This window comes from Spirosoma sp., from assembly GCF_026391055.1.
Taxonomy (GTDB): domain Bacteria; phylum Bacteroidota; class Bacteroidia; order Cytophagales; family Spirosomataceae; genus Spirosoma.
In genome coordinates this window covers 102,202-125,457 of sequence record NZ_JAPLET010000014.1, presented here as the reverse complement: position 1 = coordinate 125,457, position 23,256 = coordinate 102,202, and the positions used below count along the sequence as shown (strand labels likewise).

At 46.9% G+C, this 23,256-nt stretch carries 21 protein-coding genes; 9 read left to right on the top strand and 12 right to left on the bottom strand.

Features of this window, described 5'->3' with window-relative positions; translation table 11 throughout:
• The first annotated feature begins 619 nt into the window (after window positions 1-619).
• From NT073_RS05240 to NT073_RS05230, 3 genes are all read left to right on the top strand, one after another.
• On the top strand, window positions 620-1,405 hold the full coding sequence (locus tag NT073_RS05240) for a Fic family protein (protein WP_297369824.1): 786 nt from the start codon (window positions 620-622) through the stop codon (window positions 1,403-1,405).
• A gap of 35 nt (window positions 1,406-1,440) precedes the next feature.
• The gene (locus NT073_RS05235) at window positions 1,441-2,655 is read left to right on the top strand and encodes a tyrosine-type recombinase/integrase (RefSeq protein WP_297369822.1); all 1,215 of its coding nucleotides are present in this window, start codon (window positions 1,441-1,443) and stop codon (window positions 2,653-2,655) included.
• Between the two features lie 508 nt (window positions 2,656-3,163).
• Window positions 3,164-3,739, top strand: coding sequence for a hypothetical protein (locus tag NT073_RS05230; RefSeq protein ID WP_297369820.1), 576 nt, complete (start codon window positions 3,164-3,166; stop codon window positions 3,737-3,739).
• Between the two features lie 106 nt (window positions 3,740-3,845).
• Here the strand turns inward: NT073_RS05230 and NT073_RS05225 are convergent, their stop codons facing one another.
• On the bottom strand, window positions 3,846-8,993 hold the full coding sequence (locus tag NT073_RS05225) for an SNF2-related protein (RefSeq protein WP_297369818.1): 5,148 nt from the start codon (window positions 8,991-8,993) through the stop codon (window positions 3,846-3,848).
• 382 nt (window positions 8,994-9,375) lie between these two features.
• Between NT073_RS05225 and NT073_RS05220 the strand changes: the two genes are divergently transcribed.
• Together NT073_RS05220 and NT073_RS05215 are read left to right on the top strand one after the other, a co-directional pair.
• Window positions 9,376-9,651, top strand: a complete 276-nt coding sequence (locus NT073_RS05220) for a hypothetical protein (protein WP_297369816.1) — start codon at window positions 9,376-9,378, stop codon at window positions 9,649-9,651.
• A gap of 68 nt (window positions 9,652-9,719) precedes the next feature.
• On the top strand, window positions 9,720-10,235 hold the full coding sequence (locus tag NT073_RS05215; protein ID WP_297369814.1) for a hypothetical protein: 516 nt from the start codon (window positions 9,720-9,722) through the stop codon (window positions 10,233-10,235).
• A 56-nt stretch (window positions 10,236-10,291) separates the two neighbouring features.
• Here the strand turns inward: NT073_RS05215 and NT073_RS05210 are convergent, their stop codons facing one another.
• On the bottom strand, window positions 10,292-10,507 hold the full coding sequence (locus NT073_RS05210) for a hypothetical protein (protein ID WP_297369812.1): 216 nt from the start codon (window positions 10,505-10,507) through the stop codon (window positions 10,292-10,294).
• A gap of 387 nt (window positions 10,508-10,894) precedes the next feature.
• Here NT073_RS05210 and NT073_RS05205 point away from each other — a divergent pair, with 387 nt between their 5' ends.
• Genes NT073_RS05205 through NT073_RS05190 form a run of 4 tightly spaced genes read left to right on the top strand, consistent with a single transcriptional unit; the run spans window position 10,895 to window position 15,479 of the window.
• On the top strand, window positions 10,895-11,539 hold the full coding sequence (locus NT073_RS05205) for a hypothetical protein (RefSeq protein WP_297369809.1): 645 nt from the start codon (window positions 10,895-10,897) through the stop codon (window positions 11,537-11,539).
• Window positions 11,536-13,665: an AAA family ATPase gene (locus NT073_RS05200; protein WP_297369807.1), complete on the top strand. Its 2,130-nt coding sequence runs from the start codon at window positions 11,536-11,538 to the stop codon at window positions 13,663-13,665. The genes NT073_RS05205 and NT073_RS05200 overlap by 4 nt, the downstream gene beginning before the upstream one ends.
• A 6-nt stretch (window positions 13,666-13,671) precedes the next feature.
• Entirely contained in the window at window positions 13,672-14,703 is a 1,032-nt protein-coding gene (locus NT073_RS05195) for a hypothetical protein (RefSeq protein WP_297369804.1), read from the top strand.
• Window positions 14,704-14,744: 41 nt separating this feature from the next.
• On the top strand, window positions 14,745-15,479 hold the full coding sequence (locus NT073_RS05190) for a hypothetical protein (protein WP_297369801.1): 735 nt from the start codon (window positions 14,745-14,747) through the stop codon (window positions 15,477-15,479).
• Between the two features lie 316 nt (window positions 15,480-15,795).
• On the opposite strand, the gene NT073_RS05185 is transcribed toward NT073_RS05190, so the two are convergent.
• From NT073_RS05185 to NT073_RS05140, 10 genes are all read right to left on the bottom strand, one after another.
• Window positions 15,796-16,089 (bottom strand): hypothetical protein, encoded by a 294-nt coding sequence (locus NT073_RS05185; protein WP_297369798.1) that lies wholly within the window; start codon window positions 16,087-16,089, stop codon window positions 15,796-15,798.
• A 135-nt stretch (window positions 16,090-16,224) separates the two neighbouring features.
• Window positions 16,225-16,527, bottom strand: coding sequence for a hypothetical protein (locus tag NT073_RS05180; RefSeq protein ID WP_297369794.1), 303 nt, complete (start codon window positions 16,525-16,527; stop codon window positions 16,225-16,227).
• Between the two features lie 59 nt (window positions 16,528-16,586).
• Window positions 16,587-16,862: a hypothetical protein gene (locus tag NT073_RS05175; protein WP_297369793.1), complete on the bottom strand. Its 276-nt coding sequence runs from the start codon at window positions 16,860-16,862 to the stop codon at window positions 16,587-16,589.
• A 13-nt stretch (window positions 16,863-16,875) separates the two neighbouring features.
• The gene (locus tag NT073_RS05170) at window positions 16,876-17,661 is read right to left on the bottom strand and encodes a nucleotidyl transferase AbiEii/AbiGii toxin family protein (RefSeq protein ID WP_297369790.1); all 786 of its coding nucleotides are present in this window, start codon (window positions 17,659-17,661) and stop codon (window positions 16,876-16,878) included.
• A gap of 158 nt (window positions 17,662-17,819) precedes the next feature.
• A complete protein-coding gene (locus NT073_RS05165; RefSeq protein ID WP_297369788.1) occupies window positions 17,820-18,176 on the bottom strand; it encodes a hypothetical protein in 357 nt (118 codons plus the stop codon).
• Window positions 18,177-18,365: 189 nt separating this feature from the next.
• Entirely contained in the window at window positions 18,366-18,773 is a 408-nt protein-coding gene (locus tag NT073_RS05160; protein WP_297369785.1) for a hypothetical protein, read from the bottom strand.
• A 183-nt stretch (window positions 18,774-18,956) separates the two neighbouring features.
• On the bottom strand, window positions 18,957-19,556 hold the full coding sequence (locus NT073_RS05155; protein ID WP_297369780.1) for a phage replication initiation protein, NGO0469 family: 600 nt from the start codon (window positions 19,554-19,556) through the stop codon (window positions 18,957-18,959).
• Window positions 19,557-19,568: 12 nt separating this feature from the next.
• Window positions 19,569-19,976 carry a LytTR family DNA-binding domain-containing protein gene (locus tag NT073_RS05150; RefSeq protein ID WP_297369777.1) on the bottom strand — a complete coding sequence of 136 codons (408 nt, stop codon included), beginning with the start codon at window positions 19,974-19,976 and terminating at the stop codon, window positions 19,569-19,571.
• A gap of 301 nt (window positions 19,977-20,277) precedes the next feature.
• A complete protein-coding gene (gene topA / locus NT073_RS05145; protein ID WP_297369774.1) occupies window positions 20,278-22,470 on the bottom strand; it encodes a type I DNA topoisomerase in 2,193 nt (730 codons plus the stop codon).
• A 322-nt stretch (window positions 22,471-22,792) separates the two neighbouring features.
• The gene (locus NT073_RS05140) at window positions 22,793-23,203 is read right to left on the bottom strand and encodes a hypothetical protein (protein WP_297369770.1); all 411 of its coding nucleotides are present in this window, start codon (window positions 23,201-23,203) and stop codon (window positions 22,793-22,795) included.
• Between the last annotated feature and the right edge of the window lie 53 nt (window positions 23,204-23,256).

The window sequence follows — 23,256 nt, the reverse complement described above, 5'->3', positions numbered from 1 at the left end:
GCTTATGTGTGGAAGAAGACCGATTGGAAACAAGAGCGCGAATTTGATCGGTTCATGCGTACCACTGATTGGGATAAACTGCCTGAAAAGCCACGCTCACCGAATCAAAAGGCGGTTACTCCTGGCTCGGGGTCAACTTCTCATCGGTCTCCTCTTGACTAGCCCGTTCCACAGTTTGAACGAATTCCTCGGTTGAAACCGTATGGATATAGGGATCGTCGAGTTCATCCGCCGAATCAGGACTGGTAACGGGATCATCTACATTCATACTGCCGGAGTTTAAAAGTTTAAAATGAGGGGTAAGGTCGGCAACCCTGTTGTCCAATCAAAACCAGTCCGGTCCCGGAAAGTTCGCTACGGGATTCGAAGTTCAATAAATGCGTTACCCTAACCTTTTCGAAGCAAATAAATTTGTTCACCATTACACAAATTATGTTTTGTGTAAATTGGTGAATCCCATTAATGTTGTAATTTGCCCTCGATATCAATTATGATCTTGAATGCGACATTTCCACAGTAAATGCGACACATTTGAATCCATTTTAGCAAATGTTCAATATCCGTCGCACTTTAAGACGTATCGAAACCGGTACATCGACGCTTGTTCACGTTTGTCCCTATGCCCTCATCCCAATCATCGAGCCTGACCTTACCCGCCTTGCTGAGCTGGTATCGTGACCTGACTAGGGACTCGCTTCCGGTGGATGATACCGACGGATTGATTCACATCTATCACTCTGCCGCTATTGACGGCTGTAGTCTGACGCTTTCCGAAAGTCTGGCGTTGCTGGAGAAAGGGGTAATCACGGACACGAAACCAGCCCCCCATCATTGGATGCTGCTCGATTATCAGCAAGCCCAGCAACAGATGCTGGTCTGGGCCGCCGACCGGGAACCCTTGAATCGCGCCCGGCTTCAATCCATTGCCGCAACCCTGATGCGCCGGACGGGTGGGCCCCTGCATACATTACTGGGAAGTTATGACTCCAGCCAGGGCGAATTCCGGCTGGCCAGCCCCATGACGGCCCATCGCAAGTTAATCGACGCGCAAAAACTACCCGCCGCCGTGGATAAACTGCTCAAGCAGCTTAATACGGACTTAGCCGCCACGAAAACCATGCGTCAGCTTTATGATCTTTCCTTTCAGGCCCATTACGACCTGCTCTGCTTGCAGCCCTTTGGGGAGGGAAATGGCCGGGTGGCTCGCCTTCTTATGAATTACGTACAGCACTACCACAAACTACCCATGAGTTTAGTGCACGCCGTTGATCGTCAGGCCTACAGGCGGGCTTTAGATCAACCTCACGCGCCGTCTTTTGCCAATCCCATACTTGACTTCATGTATACCCAACTCATCACCTATTTACAGGCTGAGTGTGAACGCATCACCCAGGAACCGTTTTAACCCCGGCAAATAAGCTTGCCCCATCAACTGACTGATTGATTACCACTGCAATGCCACTACCTGCCAAACGTCCCGACGATCAACCCCAATCACCGGCTTCCGCCCCGGCGAGCTATACTGTATCGCGCCTGATCGCCTATTTTGCCACTACACTTTCGGCTTCCAGTAACTATCCCCGTCATGCCAGGGCCTATCTCGACTACTGCTTACAGCAGGGGTATGGCGTGGATCGGTTTAGCCTGGGGTTATACACCGCTGGTTTTCGGCCCAATCGCATCTCGCCCCTGCGCAAGTTTCTGTTCTTTTATCAGCAACTCGGTTACCCGCTGATCCTTTTGGACCCGCCCAAAAAAGAGATCTCTCCGGCGGCCAATGAACTGGTTCTGCGCTTCATTCGGGAGCACAAAGGATTGAAAGGGGAGCGTTCCAAACAGACCTATACCCAGGCATTGAATGCTTTTTTTCACTACATCGATGCGCAGTTGCAGCAGGGCCGGCAAGCCTCGCTGACTGGCATAACGGTCAATGACTACATTACCCAGCTCAACCAGCAGGGAAAGTCACCCTTCACCATCAACGTCTACCTCTCAACGGTGAAGCAACTTGCCGCCTGGTGCGTGCTCAAGCGAAAGGAGCTGGCCCTTACCCCCGATCAGGTCGAGGCCCTGCAGGAGGTGCAGGCCGTGAAAGGCTTTACGGTGGAGCGTCGATTTTACAAAGAGAGCCTGGAAGCCGGGGAGCGAACCGACTTGCTGGCCTCGGCAGCCTCGCCCCGCGACAGGGCCATTCTGGCCCTGTTAAGCCTGGAGGGATTACGTACCGTTGAGATCACTCGTCTCCTATTGGCCGACGTGGATGTCGATCGTCGACTGCTTCATGTGCTGGGGAAAGGGAAAAGCACCAAAAAGCCCATTAAGCTTTTCGAAGCCTGCCGGGAGCCGCTGGCGGATTACCTGCGGAGCATTCAGCAGTGGCCGCTACCCGAACAGGATCAGAAAACACCTTTATTTACTAATCTGACCACGGCTCAGATTCGCTACATAACCAATAAGCACCTGCGAATAAATGGCCTTAAAAAGAAAGGCATGTCGGCGCACAGCCTTCGGCATACGACGGCCCAACTACTTCTGGATGAGGGCGTTGAGTTAGTGTACGTTCAGCAGCATCTGCGCCATGAATCCATTGAAACGACACAGTTTTATACCTTGAAACAAACCCTGAAAACATACTTTCAGAAGCTCCCGAACTAGGCAAAGACGTGTATATTCCTTAGGCCTTGCTGAAGCGTTTTAACCAATTGATTCATTAGGAGGCCAGTATCATCAACAAGACCAACAGGAACGAACCCATTGTCGTCCCAACTAACAAATCCATCAACGTTCTGGTCAATGGGGAGTACTGTTTTCGGCGCAAAAGGAGGAACATGAGGAGTAGTCCGACCAGGCCGATCGCTACTAATTTAATCACAAACTGGCTATTTGTCATACTTGCCCCTTGCCGTTACTGACTGGATTTACTTGGGACGAAAATAGCCAATATTCATGTAGACCTGCTTTACCAGTCGTTTTTTGGCCCCTTACTCTTAATCGTTTTATCCCCTGTTACTACTAATTTGCGGTAGCCAATTTTGTATAATGGAACCAGATAAAAACAATTATCAGCCCTTTGATTGTTACCTTGGTGAAACATTTCGCCAGTTAACTATTTACTGATATGGGCTTTATACGAATCTTCCGCGTACTGTTCGCCAATAGTTATATGCGACCGTTCGAACAGTCTTTTTTCTTTACTCTTTATGCGCCAATGCTCAAGCCGTGGGTGCAACGCGTTGTGCAACGGGAGTACATGCAACCCTGGACCTTATTATTTGTCATCTGGGCAATAGCGATGGCCGCCTTGCCCACCATCACCTTTTTGTCATCGTTTCTTTTACAGGGACTCAGTCAGTTTACCAGTATACCTAGAGGGCTCATAACGATGGCCATCTTACTGGTTCAACTATTCATTGGGGGTATTGAAGTGTGGGGTATCTACTACATAACCCGGTTGCACCTCACCAAGTTATTTTACTGGCATCGGGGTAAATATCCGGATTGGCCCAATCGACCGATCTGGTTTCAAATGGATCGATACGTGTTCCGACCGGAGGTGTTTGCGCTAGTCTTTGTTACGTTCTTCTGGCTACAGCTGGGAAATTTCATGCAGCATAATGACTTGCTGGCCCTTCAGAACGGCGGGTGGATTTCGTTGATTCAACTCTGGTTGCCGTGGGTAGGTGGGGCCGTATGGCCAATAGTATCTATTTTCTATCACCGTCAACTTCTGGAATTATAACGGTTTATCCAGGATGAATAAGTGAAGTAAAGTAAATCGACGTCAGCAAAAAGCCGCTTCCTAGCAGGGAACGGCTTTTTAATTGGCTAACAACAAATCGAACGCCTTAGACCGCTTCGATCACTTCGGTTTCCAGTTGTTTTTTCAATTCACCAACCAGCAGGCTTAACTGGGTCAACTGCTCCTGTTTTTTGAAGGGTTGATTCAAATTCTGACTAAAGGCTTCCTGTTGACTAATAGCCCGTTCCAGTTGTTTTTTTCCTACTTCGGGCGCGTCTAACGTTCGATTAATGGCCGCTCGCAGGGACGTACCTAATGCCCATCCGTAGTTAATCTGGCCCTTTAGATTTACCCCCCACTGGTAACTGATGGAGTAAATAGCGCGGCCTGTTTCCCGATCATGGCCGCTCCATTCGCCTTTCAACTGTATATCCAAGCCGTTTACCGTAAGCAGTCCTGAACTATACGCGCCGTTGGTACGCCGGGCTGCGGATTTGATTTCGGAGAAATACCGCTCTAATGGTTCGCTCCAATCAGCTTTACTGGTAAACTGTTGACCATTAAACCCAATCGTTTTAATCATTCCCTCAGGTTCAACCTCATCGGTCGGCACGTCTACGAACTTATTTTTTATGATTTCGGCCTCCAGGCTCAATTTTGGCAAAAGCCCGTTTAAATGAACACTCGTGCGCCGGGCTTCTTCAATCATGGATTGTGCGTTCATTAAACCTCGTTGCCACGCCTTTTTCTGCTGATTCAGCCGCGTTAATTCGTGGTTTTTTGCCGTATAGAGCAAGGCGGTCTGAGAGCCGGATAAGGTAGCCATCATCTGTTCATAATTCATCGACGAAAAATCGTCGTCGTCCGATACATCGGCCATTGTTTCAACCGTAGCCCCGCCTTTTAGCACCTGGTTAATAAATTTTTGCTTCATGGCTAACCGTCCGTAACTCGTCGCGTCAAGGGTTTTTTCTACGCCATAGGTTAGTACCTCAACGCAACGTTTCCAGACGGCGAATAAATTACCCTGTCGGATAATTCGCCCGTTGCGCTGTTCAAAATCGGTGGGCCGGTTGGGAGCGTCTAAATGATGGATAGCGGCTAACCGTTCCTGAACGTTTACGCCAACGCCCATGCGTTCACTACTGCCCATCAGAACGCGAATCTGGCCGGTGCGAACGTTGGCAAAAATGGGCTCCCGCTTGTTTTTATCGGCGGGAACGATACAAATTTCCCCGGCGGGAATGCCCAAAAAGCGCAGTTTACAGGCAATTTCATCGAACAGATTAAATTGGGCAGGCGTCGCCACCGAACCAGCGGACGGGCCGGGCGTCGCCATCGCACCGGCGAACCGGCCGGTTTCCTCGTCAGCCTCGCCAGCAAACAAGCTGGCTGACGACTTAAATACATCGCAAAAAACTAACTGCGTTCCTTTAACGTCGCCGGTCTGGTGGTAAATCCGGTGTATTTCTGCAACAGCCCGGTTCACTTTATTACCGGGTTCATCCTCGGCGGTGGGATCGATCAAGCGTATATCCAGCGTCGCTTTTTTAGCCTTGCCGTACATCACTAACGGTATATGACTGTTCTCGCGCTTTTCTTTGCCGGTTAACTGCTCGAACCAGCGCAGGGTTTGCCGAATATCAAAAAGTTCAGCCCTAATGCCCGGCGTTTGGGGTAGCAATATACGGGTGAAGCCGGGATTGGCGGGGGTGGTTTCCGTAGCGGGTTGCGGGGTTAATACAGGCAAAAAGTCGCCGGTTTTAAACTCGTGTACATCATCGGCCAAGACAACGTCTACCGACTGCCGGTATAAGGCTAACAATTGGGCAACGTTCATAAACTGCGCCAGTCTTTCTACGGTCTTAAACTGCCCCGACGTACTTAATTCAAAAACGGGCACCACTTTACAGAATGTTCCGCAAAACTGGTCAAAGGTGGCTAGTTGCAATTTTTCCAGCCGGTCGCTGGCTATGTAGCGTAACATCGTCCAGGCTTCGGCCATAGTGTTTGAAATAGGGGTTCCCGTTGCCAGAATGACCCGCCCGTTTTTATTTAAAATGGTTCGGCATTTGACCATGGCTTGAAAGGCATCCTGACTCCCGGCTGTATCAATGCCTTTAATTTGGTAGCGGCTGGTCGTAAAGCCAAACCGTTTGTATTTGTGGGCTTCATCCAGAAACAGCGCATCAATTCCCAATTGAGAGAAATTAAGCATCTGATCTTTTTTACGGCTGGCCTGTTCAAGCCGTTTGGCTTCTATTTTGGCTTTCCGTTTGTTGATTTGTTTAACGCGTTGCTTCCCGCTCCGGCGGTTGGCCCGACCCTCGGCGGAGGGGTCTCTATCGTCGTAGTCAATGCGGCTTAGTTCATCCCGAATTAATTCTTCTTCAATCGCCACATCATCCGGGATAAGCTTTAAGAACGACTGCGGAATAACAATACCGTCGAACCGGTTAGTCGCTATCCGTTGCAGAAACCGTTTTCGGTTGGATGCCTGTAAGTCAGCCGGGGTTGGCTGGTAAACAATTGCGCCGGGGTACAGCGCGCGCCATGCCTTGGCAAAATCCTCGACGGTTGAATTCTGCACGGCAACGAGGGCTTTTGACGCTCTGCCAAGCCGTATCAATTCCATGGCGGTCGAAATGATCTCCCAGGTTTTACCCGTTCCGACCCAATGCGCAAATAGGCAATCCTCCTGTTTTCCCCGCTCAACGGCTTTAAACTGATGGTCACGTAAGGTAATTAACGGGGAGGCACCGGGATAATGGGCCATGGTCGGTTTGGCGAACTGGCGTTCGACGTAGCTATTAAACCGTTCGTTAAATGCGTTTTCTATGGCGGGGGCGTAATGCTCCCGCGCCCATTCGTTAAACTGTTCCTGCAAAACTTCCTGTTGCTGTACGGCGGCAGTCATGGCCTCAATGTCCTTGACCTCCTTTTTATTTCCAGCCTCATCCTGTATAGTTTTGGTGATGACTATACTACGCTGATTCAACGCCGCTTCGATTAAGTCAAGGGCGGTACGTTCTTTGGTACCCTGTGACTGATTGAGGGCGGAATACCCCGTTTGATTCGCTATACGGTATTCGGCCCGTTGTGGACTATATACGAGTGTTAATTTTACCGAAAGCAAGGTCTGTATCCAGTCGGTTATACAAGCCAGTGGCAACCAGTTCGATCCTAATTGAAAACTAATCAACGATACTGGTAAACTAGGCGGTAGTATGGCTTGTAAGGCATCTACATTGGCCTGTAACTGCGGCTCATCCAGCAATCGACCTTCCAATAGGGTTAGTTTCTCCCGAATATCCCCCGACAGATACGTACCGGCATCTAGTAACTCATCGGCCCGTTCAGGGTCAATAAAGGCTAGCGCGTTCGTTAAAAGGTAGGTACGTACTTCGCCAATAGGCTTGCCCGTTAGCGTACTGATATAATCCAGATCAATACGTCCGTGGTTAAATAAGGACAGACTTAATCCGTCCTCTACTAAATCAACGTGCGTAATGGTGGTAACGGCTCCAAAAACCCGTTCCCGCAAAATGGCCGATTCAACAATGACTGGTTTTCCGTGGGCATCCAGCTTTTGCATTTCAAGCGCCTGAACGCTTAAAAACTGACCGTCTACGGATTCAATCCAGTTTAGCGACCGATTGGCGGACAATCGCCCGTACGTGGTGACAAAGAACGTATAGTGGTCTTGTAGCTCCTGACGTAATGAATCACAAATGGAATCGCTCTGATTCTGTTCCGCCTTTAACAAATCAAAGAACAGGCGTTTTAGGGTCGAATAGGAACGGTATATACTCTGCTTGCTCCACATCCGGCCCCGAATTTTCACGGTTCCGCCCAAAGCGGGATTTATACGTTCCGTGCGTTCTTCGGGCAACTTTGCCCCCGCCTGACCAAACCGGCTGGCGGCCCCCTGTAGCTGGTTACCTAATTGAGTTACGGCTTCATCCAGGCGGGTAGCCAGTTCGCTACTGCGTTCCAGAAATAACGTCTGGCGGTCGCCCCGGTAAAGCCCTCCCTTTCCTACTTCGCTGGCAAAAGTCATTTCCCCTAACATCCGATGTGGATTTTCAACGTAGTATTGGTTGACCTGAATGCTTGGCATAACGGGGGGGTCGTCTTGGTCTTCCCCCTCGCTGGTCAGTGTTCGCAGCGTAGCCGTATTGACAAAGGGTTGAGCAAACGAGGTACGAGCCTGATTTTCGGGCCGCTTTTGAAATAGTAAAATATCCGTCGTTACTTCGGTGCTGGCGGTTTTATCAAATGCGCAGGAGGGCAGACGAATGGCACCCAACAGTTCCATGCGCTGTTCATCCAGTTTAAGGCGAAAGGTTTTACTACCGGCATCCAGCGTGCCCATTGACGTAATGAAACAAACCAATCCACCGGGAACGACAAGTCGGGACGCCTTACCGATAAAATAATTATGAATGTGAAACGGGCACCAATCCCGGTCCACGGCATCAAAAACAGTGTAATCCCCGAACGGCACATTGCCAATAATTAGATCGTACTTGCCTCGTTCCAGCGGGGCTACCTCTAGCCCCGTTGCGTGGGTAATCACTTCGGGATAAAGCAGCGCTAAAATAGCGGCTGACAGGGGGTCTTTCTCGACGGCGGTAATCGTAGAGGCTTGCCGTAAATGGTCGGGCATAGCCCCGATGAAATGACCTGTACCGGCGGCTGGCTCTAAAACCCGGCCTCCCTTGAAGCCTACTTTTTCCACTAACGCCCAAATTCGTTTAATGACCTCAATGCTGGTAAAGAATGCGTTTAAGGTGCTCTGCCCGGCCCGTTCCCGCTCCAAAGGTGTCATTAACGAATCGGCCTCCATTCGCAGATTCTTGTATTTCCGGTACCAGCGGTTTTGTTCTTCGGTCTGCACGTCCACGTCGGTAGCTTTGTGGGTTACCTCATCCCATAAAGCGGCTAAACTGCCCCATCCGCTAAAACGGGCCAATTCGTTGCACTGCTCCGGTGTGGGTTGCTCCTGATTGGCAGTAAGCGATTTACAGAGGGCAATAGCCGCCAGATTAGCGCGTATCCGGCCTATTTCGCCCATTGGGGCGGGTTCTTGCTGTAAGCTAAACCGTTGAATTTGTGGCGAAACGATCTGATTACCCGCTCGAACGGAAGGAACCAGTTCGGGTGCAACTTGTAGCAATACGTCAAATAAACTGAGTTGAACGGGTGTGCCCTGTTGCGAAGTTGCCGGGCGTTTGGCTTTGAGAGGTTTCATACGATTCTTAAGTGTTCTCTTTGTTGTTTAGCATATAAAAATACCGATATGCCGACCTAGAAAACCCCTAAGAACTTTTTACTAACTAACTCCAATCCAACCCTTTACCCTGTTATAGTAGGCCCGTAGGGCCTCTATTTCGAACGTATTCCGACTTGCCCATCCGGGCTTGCTTCATTTTTCACTCATGAAGCTGGTGAAGTGATGTCGACAAAAATTGATAAGCCTCGGGTTCATACGGGGATTATTCCGAGATTTAACCCACTGGAATGAGCGTTGAAGGAATCCCAAAATAACCGCTTATGAACTCGTGCAGACCACGCCCTAACTACCCCGAACGGCTATCGCCAATTCATACGTTTACGACCCATAATGGAACTGCATGAGAACGGATAGTGGAATCAAAAATGTCGTTAAGTTTCGACTAACCGGAACGCCTGATGGCAATTTGTTGGTGAGTTTTTATCACCTGAATATCGCCAGCCAGGAGGCCGTCAATTGGCATATTGCCGAGCAACTGGTTGAAGGTAGGCTGATGGCTGAAGTCCTATATGAAGGAAATTTGCAGAATAATACCGCCTATTCAGCTGCGATTTACCGACTCCTTGAACGGGTGGAGGTATACGTCAACTGCGTCCGGATCGAACGGGTAAAGTAGGGCCATTAAGTGCATTGTATTGACACTTATATACCAGAACCACTATAGGCTAAATCAGGCAACACGTTATGATGAGTTTTGACATAGGTCGGCCATTTTTGATCGATCGCTACCAGGCCACGGGGCAGGAATCGATTAAAGCCCTAATGACGGGCGGCTTGTTCGATATCCTGTTTTACTCGCTCAACCCCGTCGACGACCGCGCCTTGTTCAACCGGGGCCTGCTTCGGTACGGTCTCTACGAACGGGATGGCCTCCCGTTTTTTCTAATTGAATTCCCTGGCCACTTCAGCTTTGACGTTCCGCTTAATATCCGTAAAATCGATCCGGACGCGGTCGCCGACTGGGTCAAGAGCGACGCCAACGGCTTGACGCTTTACTTGCTCAATGCCCACTCGAATATAATCGAAGGGATACGATTAATTGGTTTGCGGCCCGAGCTGATAGCCCAACTCCGGCAAGTCAGCCGTGAGCAGCTGGCCCGCTACCCGACGCCCCCTGCTGTCGAGGAGGGCTTTGATCAGATTTACGCCCACACGAGCATTGACCAGATGGTGCGGGGTACGACGATGTACTTGCTTTAAATCGGACACACCATGCATGCGCCGTTGAGTTCCATCAAAGCCAGATCGGTCATTCATCATGCCTCATTTCCATCGGGCTGCTTGTCGAGTGAAGTTTTAAGGCGTTTAAGTACTTCAACTGAATTTGCATTACCTTGTCGTGCAGCTTCTATTGTGGTATTGACGGTCTTAGCCAGATTATCAGTCGATTCCCATGCCGATATTTTATGAAACGTAGCGGGCCATTGCTTACTGATGAACCAGCTTATAAGTGCTTCTTTCTCTTCATTCATAATTCAAAGATAGTTACCCTGTTGTTGGTAGGTCTTCCCAGCGTGAAAGAAAGCACCCTAGAGGATGTTGTTGCTAAGCTATGAACTTATTATATGCTTTATGATCTAAGGGGCATTCTGGGAGAAGGGTAACATTGAAGATTCAATGGTGAGTAAACTTAAATAAGAAGTTCGGTGACCGTCGTTAAAACGGGCGCTTGAAGAGATGCTATTCTACGAATTATTCTACGCTATTGGGCATATCCAAATGAACAGAGGCCAGAACACCCATTTGTTCGATAAATAATGAGTACACATAACTATAAAGCAATGAACAATTAAGTAGCAAATATGGGGAATTATACTTTCCTCCGTAATATACCTTCGCATATCCACTTAGTCAGTTTTATGGTTACTAATCCATACCGTGAACGCCTGCGCATTCTGCTTATCCTCTACTTCTTTTCGGAGCCATACCATAATTCGCTACAACCTGCTTTCGTGCAGGTTTTTCGTTCTGAAGTCAAGATTCAAAAGATCGATTTCCTGATCCGTTATCCAAGCTACCTATGTTATGAACTGATGAGGTTGTACGAGGAAAGGGGTAGTCCTAATTTCACTGATCTACGTGAAATCATAAAAACAATATTTGATCATCAAGAACCCCAACTGCGAACAGACGAAATGATTCGTTTTTTCTACGGAGCCTACGAAGAGTTGGATGACATTCTGGTCTTTCTAAAATCGGTTGGTTTAGTTGATGTGTCCAGTCGAAAGAGTGTTGGATTACGGGATATTCAAAAGGAGTATTTTTTAACCAAGTATGGGGTTGACAAGATTGAGAAGATCTTGTATAGCTTACCGGCGGCTCGGTGGTACTTTGATCGTTGCGAACTTATCAAACAATATTTTGGAGACCTATCAGGTAGTGCTTTTAAGAATCGTCAGTACGACATTGAGGTATACCGTGATACACCCTTAGGCAATTACATTACAGATATCGAACACCTCGTAAAAGAAAAATATTCAGATCTATTCCACACCCAGTTATGAGTGCATTATTTGAGGTTAATAAGTTGGCCAAAAAGATTAAAAGCCAACTCAAGGGAGAATCCATCTTAACAGAAGAGGAGATAATAAATCTATTAACGTTTGATGAAGATGCTTATCAGCGTGATAGCCCACGATCCGTTGGTAAACGCTTACAGATCTTAAGCTTAGACTTTTCCGGCACCAAAGGCGGGCAATCAGTTCAGTACACTCGAAAATTTACGTCAGGTGTTCATTTATGGGTTGGTGATAATTTGAAAGGTAAGTCTTCCATTTTTAAAATCATTAAACTAGCCATTACGGGAGACAATGATTTAGCCGGTGATGTGCTTAGTTGGCTCGAGCAGATTTGGCTCGAATTTAGCCTTGGATCAAACACTTATTCGGTTAATATACAAATTGCCGGCCCCAGCAAGTACAATGTAGAGTTTTTAAATACCGATCGAAAGACACTTGAAGCCCCACATCCAGATAGTCAAACGAACCAACCACTATTCAAGGGAGGATTGGGAAAATATGAGGAGTTTATAAAAGCCTTCTTTTTCAAAGAGTTTGACTATTATTCTATGCAGTGGACTAGTAAAGCCTCAGGCAAGGAAGAGATTCACTTACGGACCAATAATGCAAGTTGGAAAACCTACTTTAAATCTGTTTTTCTAGAAGCGCAGGATTACAACGTTTTATTTTATGGGGGTCAGGCCGAGCTAATCTTTCAAATGCTACTGAGCCTGGAGTTAACGTATCCCATCAACCGCATAAAAATCAAAAAAGAACTATTACAGGGTGAATTAGGGGTAGCCAAAGCCTTACAGGGGGCAACTGCTCATTCTCAGGCCCAGGACCAACAGAGTTTACGCGATGAACTAACGACTATAGACCACAAACTAAATCAATTAACTACTGAGAAAAATGCAGCTTTATCTCCTAAACCCACGAACGTTGAAATAGAACTTGAGCAGGCTCGTAACCGTCATCAGATGGCAACCGAGCGCCGGTTTGTTTTGGATGAGGAGATTGAAGCCCATCATCAATCGATTGCGCGCTTACAAAAAGAATTTAATCGATTAGGGGATGAGATCAGTAAGTTTGACGTGGATATTCATAAACGGGAGCGAAAAATCAATGATTTAAAGGAATATATTGAATTGGGTGCTTTCTTTAGCAGTCTGGAGGTTCATACCTGCCCCCATTGCAGCCATGAAGTTGGCAAAAATAAAGTGGCCCAAGAAAAAGCGACGGGCAATTGCCGACTCTGCGCCCATGAACTGGAACATCAGGAAGTTGATTCAGATGAGTATCAGATGCATGCGGAACGTTTAAAAAAAGAAATCCTGCAACTAACCCAGGATCAGTACAAAATAAAGCTTAAACGGTCAGATGTAGAGCATGAGATAAAGGCCACAAAGCAGTTGATTCAAAAAGCAAACACGGAAATCACTAATCTTGCCATTCCGGCCCTGCTTACCACGATCAATAAACTAAAACAGGCCTTGCAACAGACAACGACACCTTTTGATATTGAGGCTTATTTAGGCAGAGTAAGTCCGCTTATGGCCAGAAAAGCAGTTATCGAAGAAAAGTTAAAAATACTTCCATTCCCTTCATTGCCTGCGGCTTCAGATAACCGACTGGAAATCCAGATTCAAGCTCTAGACCTGGCATTAGAAGAGTTGAAACTGCTTAGAGAAACAAAAAGTCAACCATTTGTCAGCATTTTGGAAGCTTTGTATTTAAAGCAGTTACACGCCTTTGGTTTGTCCCACTATGAACGGGTAGAAATTCGGGATGACTTTAAAATTAATTACTCCAGAAACGGAGAGGTCTGCACATTCGATAAAATATCTCCCGGGGAACAGCTACGGGCTAAACTAGGCCTTTACATTGCATTGGTTGAACTGGATGTAAATCATCAGCTAGGCCATCATCCACGGTTTATTATCCTGGATTCTCCGGCAAAAGAGGAAGGAGACAATCGATTTGTTGAAGGGATACGTGAAACGCTGGGCTACATCGAAAATGCCTTTGGAGACAACCTGCAGGTCTTTGTCGGTACGGCTGAACGAAACTTGGCTAGTGCGGTCCCCATGAGCAAAGTTGAGGAACGGGGTGAGAATATATTCTTTTTTTAATTCGTCTTGGAGCAGTCCTTAGATTATAGCTGGTTTACCTCGTTACCGCTTAACGAGCGCATTACCTGGATCGATTCATTCGATTCCCAGGCAGTCGCTGCTCAGTATAGTGCTATTAGTATACGACGTTTTTTTCGCTCCCTGTTGGAAACTGATTCGAATCTCTACTTACAAAAAAGAGCGATTGAATGCGTCGGGTCTCTAACGTTTATCAATGTTTTTCGCACGGAATTTTCCAAATCCCTTCTTCTGGATGATGTTCTTGAGGGAGCTGATAGCTTTGTGGGGGCAACCCGGCTTAAATATTTATTTCTTTTATTTGGTGACGATGAGGATGTGTACCAAGAAATTACGAAGGAAAGCGCCAATCCCGATCTCGACATCGCAGCGGAAGCCTGTCTTCGGCAAGGGCTGATTCATCTGTTATACCGAAGTAGTAGTCAAGATGATATGGTCCTTATTCGGGAATTGGATGAGGCTGGTAAACTATTTACGAAGGCATTTAACCTGGTTGAAAACCGAATTGATGCCCAATTTTTCGGGTATGTCACCCAGTACCTAACCGCCCTGTTAGCCACTAATTTTCAAGCCGCCGAAAAGGCATTTGCGGCCTTATCAGCAGCCCTATGGGAGCGTCAAGTCTGGGGCTGGCTACCGGAAGCAGAGCTTTTTGAAGGGACGATTTTTAGGGCCTTAACCAATCTACGGGTTATAATTGAGCATACGGTAGCGGAGCGAAAGTGGTACGATATTAAAAAAGAACTAGCATTTCTCTGTAAGCGCGTCAACGATCTAATTGCCTTGGATTCCCTGACTCCTCAATTTATACCCGTCTATCAACAGTTTGCAGGGGGAGCCGTGGATACCCTGTTAAATCGTTACTATGAACAAAATTTATCGGCCTCGATTTTACGCATCGACTCGCTGCAAGGTGAACTGACTGATGAAGAATTGGAGCTGTCCAATTTTTTGATAAATCTTCGGGAGCGGCTGCAGGGCAATAGTAAAAAAAAAAGGACAGTCTGGTCGAGCCAATAGCTGAACTTCATCTCTTATTTCCACACATTGGCCTAGTTGAATTGACTAGTGACTTTCAAAAGCTTGTCGATGGAGGTATTAATCCTGACAAAGCAATTATTCGTTTATCTCATCAGTTGATTATTGACCATCGGGCTTCCCAAACAGATTTCCTGACCGGCTATTCAATTGGTGACGAAGTTCTCCGTCAACTAACCAGTCGATTACGTCAACTCTTGCCCAATTATGTGCCCCGAAGGATGACCGCATTTCTGGAAATACTGGCAGATATAGTCCGTTACGCCTATCAGTCATTGGTAGAGGACAAAACTTCCTTTTCGATCTTATATGATTCGACAGTAACCGATGAGCGTTCATTTCATAACCATTTGCTCATGCGATTAAAAGCAGGTGGGAGAGCAACCTATTATATAAGTGAGGATTCAAATGCGATTGGTGGGGGTAGGATTGATATAGTCTACCGCAATGGCGATGCAGTATATCCTATTGAAATAAAGAAAACCCTAACCAAACCCACTTGGGAAACGATTAAGGATGATTACCTAGGTCAGGCTCAAACCTACGTTCATCCCTATAATCAACTTGGCCTGTTAATTACCTTCGATCTAAGCCCAAAGGAGGACGAGGGACCAATTAACAATTTTAAGGATCTGTTCCAGATACTACATATGCAATCTTATTACTCTATTCCGGAAACAAATCCAGACTTCATTGTGGCTGTTCTGATTCCAGGCAACAAAATCAGTCCAAGTAAATACACAAGATATAAGCGATAGATGTAACAAAATAATAGTGCGTATAACTGAAGTAATATCTGACATTTTTTGTGTACAAATTTTAGTACATCAAAATAGTGATGCCGCATGCTACTAATTATGGACGCTAATTGGCAAAAAACGATCGTCTTATAACTCCATCAATTCCTAATACGGCTTTCTCAAAGGCGTGTCGTGAATTAACCACTTAAAAGCCAAAACAAACTCAATTGACGGCAGGTCATACGTGACTCCGAAACCGACCGCTCAGGCGGCCCTGCGTAAATTTGGTGGCCGCCGCTGTGCCAGGCCGCAGGAGCGGTCCGTTTTTTTAGACTTACCCAATGACGGGTAAGTCAAGATAAACGACAGTCGATATGAATACGATTTCATCCCGATAAACAATCCGCATCGAGGAGGACAGCCGGGCGTTCGTATAATTAATGGCTTTCACCAGCGCCTGCTCGATGGTTAGCGAAGCAGGTACAACAAATCCTTCCGCTTCGATTCGTCCGATTAAGTCCAGGATATCGTTAGTCGAATAGGCCAGCACTGGACTCGACTGGTTAGCCATCGTTTCCAGGTAATCAAAGAAGGGATCACTTAGGTCGTATAAAACGGTAGTTCTCATACCTAAATATCGCTTATCAGGGCTGACCAATCGGGGTTAACAACGCATCTTTGGAAGAGAGGTGAATCATCTTTCCCCCGTTATTGGTTTTCGTTTTGTCCAAATTTTTGGACATTTTCCATACTATTAACCCAATCAGGAAAACGGTATTTGATCATCTGTAATTTGTTCTGCCAGTTCCTCCGTCGTAAAACACGCTAACTGAATTGCCGAAAAATAACCGATAATCCGGGCGTTGTTGTCAGTAGCTAAAGGTGCTGTTTGCAAGAGCACTTGTGAATGATCGTCAGCATCAAAAGCACTTGGGCTAAAATAAAGATGATTCTCTTGATCAAGTATAGCCGCGTAGGCGGTGGGGTCACTTTGCTGGAGTTTCTCCGGCATCACTTCTTCAAACGCTTTGGACAAGCCAGCCGCCAGTGACAATTTAGTGAGCATGATTTCTGAGTCGTTTTCGATTAAAAAAAGAGTTGCTTGTTGAGTGGTGAAACACCTGGCTAGCGGCCAGCTTTTATGCGGCCACTACCCGTTAGTTTTTTACTTGATATATGAACTGTGTAATGCGCCCGTTTATCGTCCTGAACCGTAAAACCTAACTGCGTGGCACCGTAAGCCATGACCTGACGGATCTGGGACTCAAACTGATCGAACTGCAAAATTGCGTCGACGGGTTGATCAATTCGTTGCCAGCGAAGCTGAGGATGGTAATACTCAGTAAAGGCAATCACCGTGGCCTTCGGGTAGGCTTCTGTAATAATTGGGTAGTTCAACATAAATTAAATGAAGTTAAGTCACTCGACGGGTACTGATTGGTCGGGATACCTGAGCAGAGGGTGTTTTCGGTTGACTCGGGAGCGGCTTGGCCAGGGTAGACGACTTTAGGTCGGTCAGGGGAGAATTCCCGGGTTTAGGCAAACGGGGTGCCTTCAACGTTGGTAGTTCAGAGGGTTGCTGAACGGCTCTTGCCATAATTTTCTTTACCTGGTCCCAGCTCCTGCCGTTTCGAACATCAACTTTGGTTGAATCTGCTTCGGCATCCGTAAAGAAAGTAAGCGCCCGGCGAGTATGGCTCATCGCCATCGGGGAAGGCGAAAACTGACGCTGATAGTTTTCGAGTACCTCCTTCAAGGGCATTCGTTGGAGGATCTCCGCCATATCGTAAAAGTCACGGCGTAATCCGCGGTTAGCCACGGCGTGAACTTTCATCGCCACGGCATCCCTTAGATCCAGGAATCGGATATTCTGCTCCGCAAGGGGGGCATGCTGCATCTGATAAGGAAAACGGATCATATCAAATTTTACCCCATCCAAGAAACCTCGAATACCCAAATCGCTTTGTGAATACACATCGACACGAGCGCCAAAGGTTTGCTCCATGAATTTCTTCATGGCCCCTGGCGGAATGGCTTTGGGCGTAAACAGATCAATATCCGTACTTTGCCGGTGGCCCAGGTGCAGGGCAATTGCTCCACCCCCGCATAATAAAAACCCGGCTTGCTCCAGCTCCCGATTCGTCATCAATTCCTGCAGCAACTGGTAGGGTTTTGCATCGATGGTTTGGAGATGATACATGCGGGCTACTTATTTTCAGGTTTATTTTAAATTCTGTATTCGCGTGGATTGATTTGGGGCTTCTTATGATCTTCTGCTTTTAAGCTTGTTTCAGTTTGTCCCTAGAAATGGTTACGAATAGGGAGAGTTGACTGATGATAAGCGAGCTCCTGATTGCGTTAAAACGAAGCATGCTTCAGCTGTGATAAGTCCAGTCGTTTGTAAGCCCGGTACATTTCCGGTTTTAAATTCAGCCATATGGCCGTGAGGGAAATGGTCGATGACTGCAATTCAGCGGTATTCAATAATGCTTGTTTGATAGTCTCCAGATCAAAATAATCGATTATGGCCAGCTTGTCTTCATGGGTGCCCGCATCAAAAACGCGCGCGATAATTGTCTGACGATCCTGATCGTTCTCGATATTGAGCGAGTCGACGTCGTAGCCCCATAAACTGCGGGTGGTGATCTGCAACGACTTGCGGGAAGTAGCCGGTTTGCCGGTTGCCAGGTTAGGAGTTGAATGATCTAAAGGCATGATCGTTAAACTAAGATGAATGAATAAACCTAAGTCTTATTGACCAAAAAAAAAATAATTTATTAAGCCAAATAAGCCGAAAAATGAAATTTTAAATTCCATAGATTTTGGGGCCAATCCGGCGTAAGGGCTTTACTGCAGGGCAAAAAAAGCCATCGCGTTGGCCACGATGGCACGTAAATGCTCAATCTATAATTCTTCCGGTGAGACTTTCTTCTCGTAGGTGGTAATCAACCGCCCCTGTTCATCGACAATGTCAATTTGCTCAACAACTTCAATCGTGGGTGTGGCATTAGCGAGCCGGTAGCCAACGTACAGAGACATACCAATTTGAACGATTTCAGCAGCTATGGCAAGATAGAGCATCCACTGCCGCCCGGTTGCATCCTGTTTAAACAAAGCAAAGACCATCTTCACCAGGAAAACGCTGATGGCCATACCAATGCGAAGCCGGCTGATGAAATAGGCCTCTGGTCCCAGTAGAATGGCGATGGTCAGCCGGATTGCTCCTACCAGGAAAGCCTGTATGTAGTAGGGAATAGCAAACAGCTTAGGCACTCTAAACGGTAATGACAGGGGTTCAAAAAGGCGTTTCATGACCAGGCGGGCTTTTAAAGGTTTGTTCCCTATTCAATATACAATCTACTTCAAAAAGAATCGGGCTAATACGTCTGAAAATGAGTACAAGAGCTTATCATTTCTTCCCGGTTATCGCCCTGTTTATTCGACGCGTTAAATAAACAGCCTAGCTGGTCAGGCACTCTAATCAATACGACTTAGCTACTGATCATGATTTTCAATTGTAGGCTGGTTAACCCGGGCGGGCAGCTTTGCATACTCTGGTGATCGGGCAATCTCCTGCTGTAGCTTCTGGCTTAATTCATCGTATATTTCCCAGTTCCAGTCTTTAAATGTCAGCGAATAAAAGTCATATGGACAATCGGATACGCCGGTGTCAGCGGAGAGTGGTTTAATCTGTTTTAACTCAGGATGGCAGGTTTCACCTTTTTTGGTTACCTGTACCGATAAAAGACTGGGAGTTCCTAACAGGGATAACAGATCAAATGGATAGGTAAGCTCCGATTCAGAAAAGTCATAGCCTCTCATCCCAATGACATCCCGGTACAGGTGCGAGCTTTGCCGGAGTGATTGCGTGTATTCTTTATGGATCAGGACGGGACGCGGTTGATTTTGAACGAGTTCATACTGATCCGGCAATACCCAAGTCAACAGTACTTTTGGCCGCTGATACAGTTGATTCGTTTGTTTGAATAGCTCTTCCTGCGTTCCTTTTTCAACAATACGAAACAATATACCCACGTATTCACCCGTGGTTAAGTCGGTTGGACTTTGCCGAATTATTGGCAATAGAAGGCTCATCGTCGGTCATAGTTAAAGGATTAAATCAAATAACTGGGGAGAATCCTGCCGTCGTTCACGAAGGTGGCGTCGAGACCAGGGTAACTTCTCATCGGTTTTCAGCAGCAAATACCGGTCTTTCTGTCTCTTTTGGTGATCCAGTAAATACTGCTTTACGTAGATCGGATTAACCGCATGGGTTCGGTGAATTCGGACAAAATCGTGTAAGTATTTCGACACCCATTTGAGACTCATCGCTAATAAATACCGGGTATTATCCTTGAGATAAATGTAACAATACCCTCCATTGCTTTCCAGTCGAATAATTTCTTCATTGCGCAGGGGCTCCAGCTCAGATTTATTGCCATTAGCATTTACTTCCCGATAGATCAGATAAGCCGGCTCCCCAACTATAATGGCATTTTGTGTATCGTTTGGCATTGTCGCTTCAGTTAACCATTCTAACTCGTCAGTTGAACAGGGTTCACACGGCTTACAGGAAGAAAGCCGATCTTCATTTTCATCCGTTACTCTTATTTTTTCGGTACCTCCACCGTAGGTAGGAATTCTTAAATACCGGATCGTTGCATTAAGGCGTATACGGTGCATGGCTAAAGTAGCGTTTTTTGGGGAATTTTAAAGGCGATGTACAGCCAACCTTTAAAATTAGATTTCAAATAAAGCTTTTTTTGTAGATATTTTTATTTTTTTTTTCGGTTCAAAAATCGCAAAAAAAGAGGGGCTACTTATTGGTGGCTTTTTTTTTCCATTCCAGATAGGCTTTTATGATCGTCTGTGCATCAGCAGCCTTAATCGTTTTCATCTGGCTTTCCGTAGCAAACTGCTTAGGCAGTTTAGCATTCGTAACCCCATCCGTTAGGTAGTACCCAAACGGCCCTTTCCGGACTTCGTATTTTCCGGCTTTGTGAATGATTGTAAGTCCTTTAGCAGCCGGTGTCGAAGAACTTGATTCTAACATTGGAATAGCAAGCTCCAGCGTTACCTCATCGGCGGATAGCGACTCGACCCCCGTAAACGCATCGTTATATAAAAGGTACGTTCCTTGTTTTGAGGTGCCTACCCGAACGGGTTTATTCTTGTACTCCCCCAGTAACCGGGTAGCCGTTTCCCGCTTGGCATCAGGAAGCGTCGCTTCCACATGGGCAATCATTCGCTGATGCATTTGATCATAGCTTTGAATAACAGTCAGAAATTTGCTTTTGCCCTCAACTATTTCGTCAAGCTGTTTCTCCATACCTGCCGTAAACCCGTAGTCAACTAATGGGGAGAAATTCGCTTCCAGAAAATCGGCTAATTGAATACCCGTAGCCGTGGGAACCAGTTTGGCTTTGTCACCCCCAACGGATTGTTGCTCGGTCGTAGTACGAATCGACCCCTGTTTCAGCGTAATGAGGGTTGCCGGCAATTTTCGGGCAGCGACATTGCCCGTTTCAGCATAACCTCGCTTTTGAATCGTCGATAGGATACTCGCGTAGGTAGATGGTCGCCCGATCCCTTTCTGTTCCATATTTTTAATCAGGGTTGCTTCATCAAATCGCTTTGGGGGCTGTCGGTAGGTTTGTTTACCCTGCATTTGATCGACGCGCAGCGTTGTACCAACCGCTACGGGCGAAATAACGGACGCTGCGTCACTTACCTCCTCCTCATCGGCCTCCGTATAGATAGCGCGGTAACCCTCAAAAATTAAGGTACTGGCTTTTGCCTGAAACGTATCAATGGGTTGCCCGGTGCCGATCGTTAGCATGGTCTCCTCGTACTGGGCTGGTTTCATTTGTGAGGCCATGGCCCGCGTATAGATGAGCCGGTATAAGGATTGTTCATCCACGTTATTTCCCGCCGTTTTAACATCCATATGAGTCGGTCGGATCGCTTCATGGGCTTCCTGCGCATCGGCTTTGACGGGAAAGCGCCGGGGCTGAAAATAGGATTCACCGAATTGGCTAATAACCTGCTGTTGAATGGCCACAACCGCTTCAAGCGAGAGGTTGGGTGAGTCAGTACGCATATACGTAATATGACCCGCTGCGAATAACGCCTGAGCAACCTCCATAACCCGTTTTGCGCCCCATCGGTCATTTCCTTTGGATAGCTTGCGAATGGCTTCCTGTTGCAGTAAGGAGGTAGTGAAAGCCGGACCAGGCTGCCGCAGTACGGGCTTGCTTTGTTTATCCAGCAAGCGCCACAACTTGCCGGTGGCGGTATTTAGATAAGCCTGTAAAACAGGCAATGCGTTCATTTTTTGGATGTCCGCTTCCCCCGACCCTACGTAATTGGCTTTGATTAACTCATGTTTAGGGCTCGTAAAGACAGCCGTGAGCTTGAAGGTGAACTGATTTGTAAACGAAGAGATCGTTTTTTCCCGTTCTACGATTAGCTTTAAAGCAACACTCTGCACGCGGCCTGCTGTTAGATTTTTACCTGTTTTGCGCCGGGCGATATCCGATACTTCATAGCCGGCGATCCTGTCGATGGCACGCCGGGCTTCCTGGGCTTTGACCAGGCTCATGTTGATTGGCCGCCGGCTGTCCAGCGCTGATTTGATAGCTGCTTTAGTAATCTCCTGAAAGGTGGCCCGTTGTGCCTTGTCTGGTGATAGGTTGAGCAATCGGCTCAAATGCCAGGAAATGGCTTCGCCCTCCCGATCAGGATCAGTGGCTAAAATTACATGATCAGCACCCACCTCCCGAACCAGATTCTTTAGGCCACTAACGACTTTTTCCTTATCCCGGCTTACCTGATAGGACATGCTGTAGTTGCGCTCCCGGTTGATGCCTAACTCCTTTTCCGGCAGATCCTGAACGTGACCTACACTGGCGGCTACGTGCCACTGGCCGCTACCATATAATTCATCAAGGTATTGACCTATTTTTTGTTTTTTATTTGGTGACTCAACAATGAGTAGATGCTTAGCCATGAATTAAGAAAAGTAACGGGTTAGAAAATTAGATAGGTAAGCTGTCAACCCGACAAAAAGTACACGGCCATAAAACCCCCATTCATAGGGCCTACCCTGACCATTGGTACCCACGCAAAAGCGAACCGCTATCCAGCTTAGGCCGGTTGCCCAGAGCACACATTGTATCAACCGCCACAACCGTTCGAAAGACCCACCGGCTGTTCTGGTTGCCAGCACGGAGCTGCTCAGGCGTCCAAACCAAAAATGAATGACTAACCCCAGGACTACCAGTAGCAGGAGCTGACTCCATAACGGCCAGTTTCCTATTTCTTGAGTAAACTTATTCATCCTTATGCATCAGTTGATGAGCGGCTTGAAAACAAGGCAGAAACAAGCCTTCTTGTTGATCTGCAATCAGCGTTTGACAGCTTGAAAATTCATAGTCGAATGGGACAATTCCCAAGCTTATAAAGCTGTTGTGGACGGCTAAGGCGTCAATCAAATTCAAATCATCACCGGATTCCATTAGAATGCCAACGTAAGGCATGTCAGGATCTTCGGTATCAATGACATATACGACGCCAACGCTGCCACAGGGATTATGAGGCCCATAATGCGGTTCAGCAAGGGTTACCAGCTGTCCGACTTGCCAAAGCTCAGGCAGCGCATCGGCTTTTTGAGATAAATTAGGAAATTGATCCATCAGTGAGGCAAGAGGTTGAGCAAGGGAGAAACCTTCAAAATGTTTCATAAAGGTATATATTTAAATACTTTTTGACCAAATTTTACGGTCTCTCTTTTATT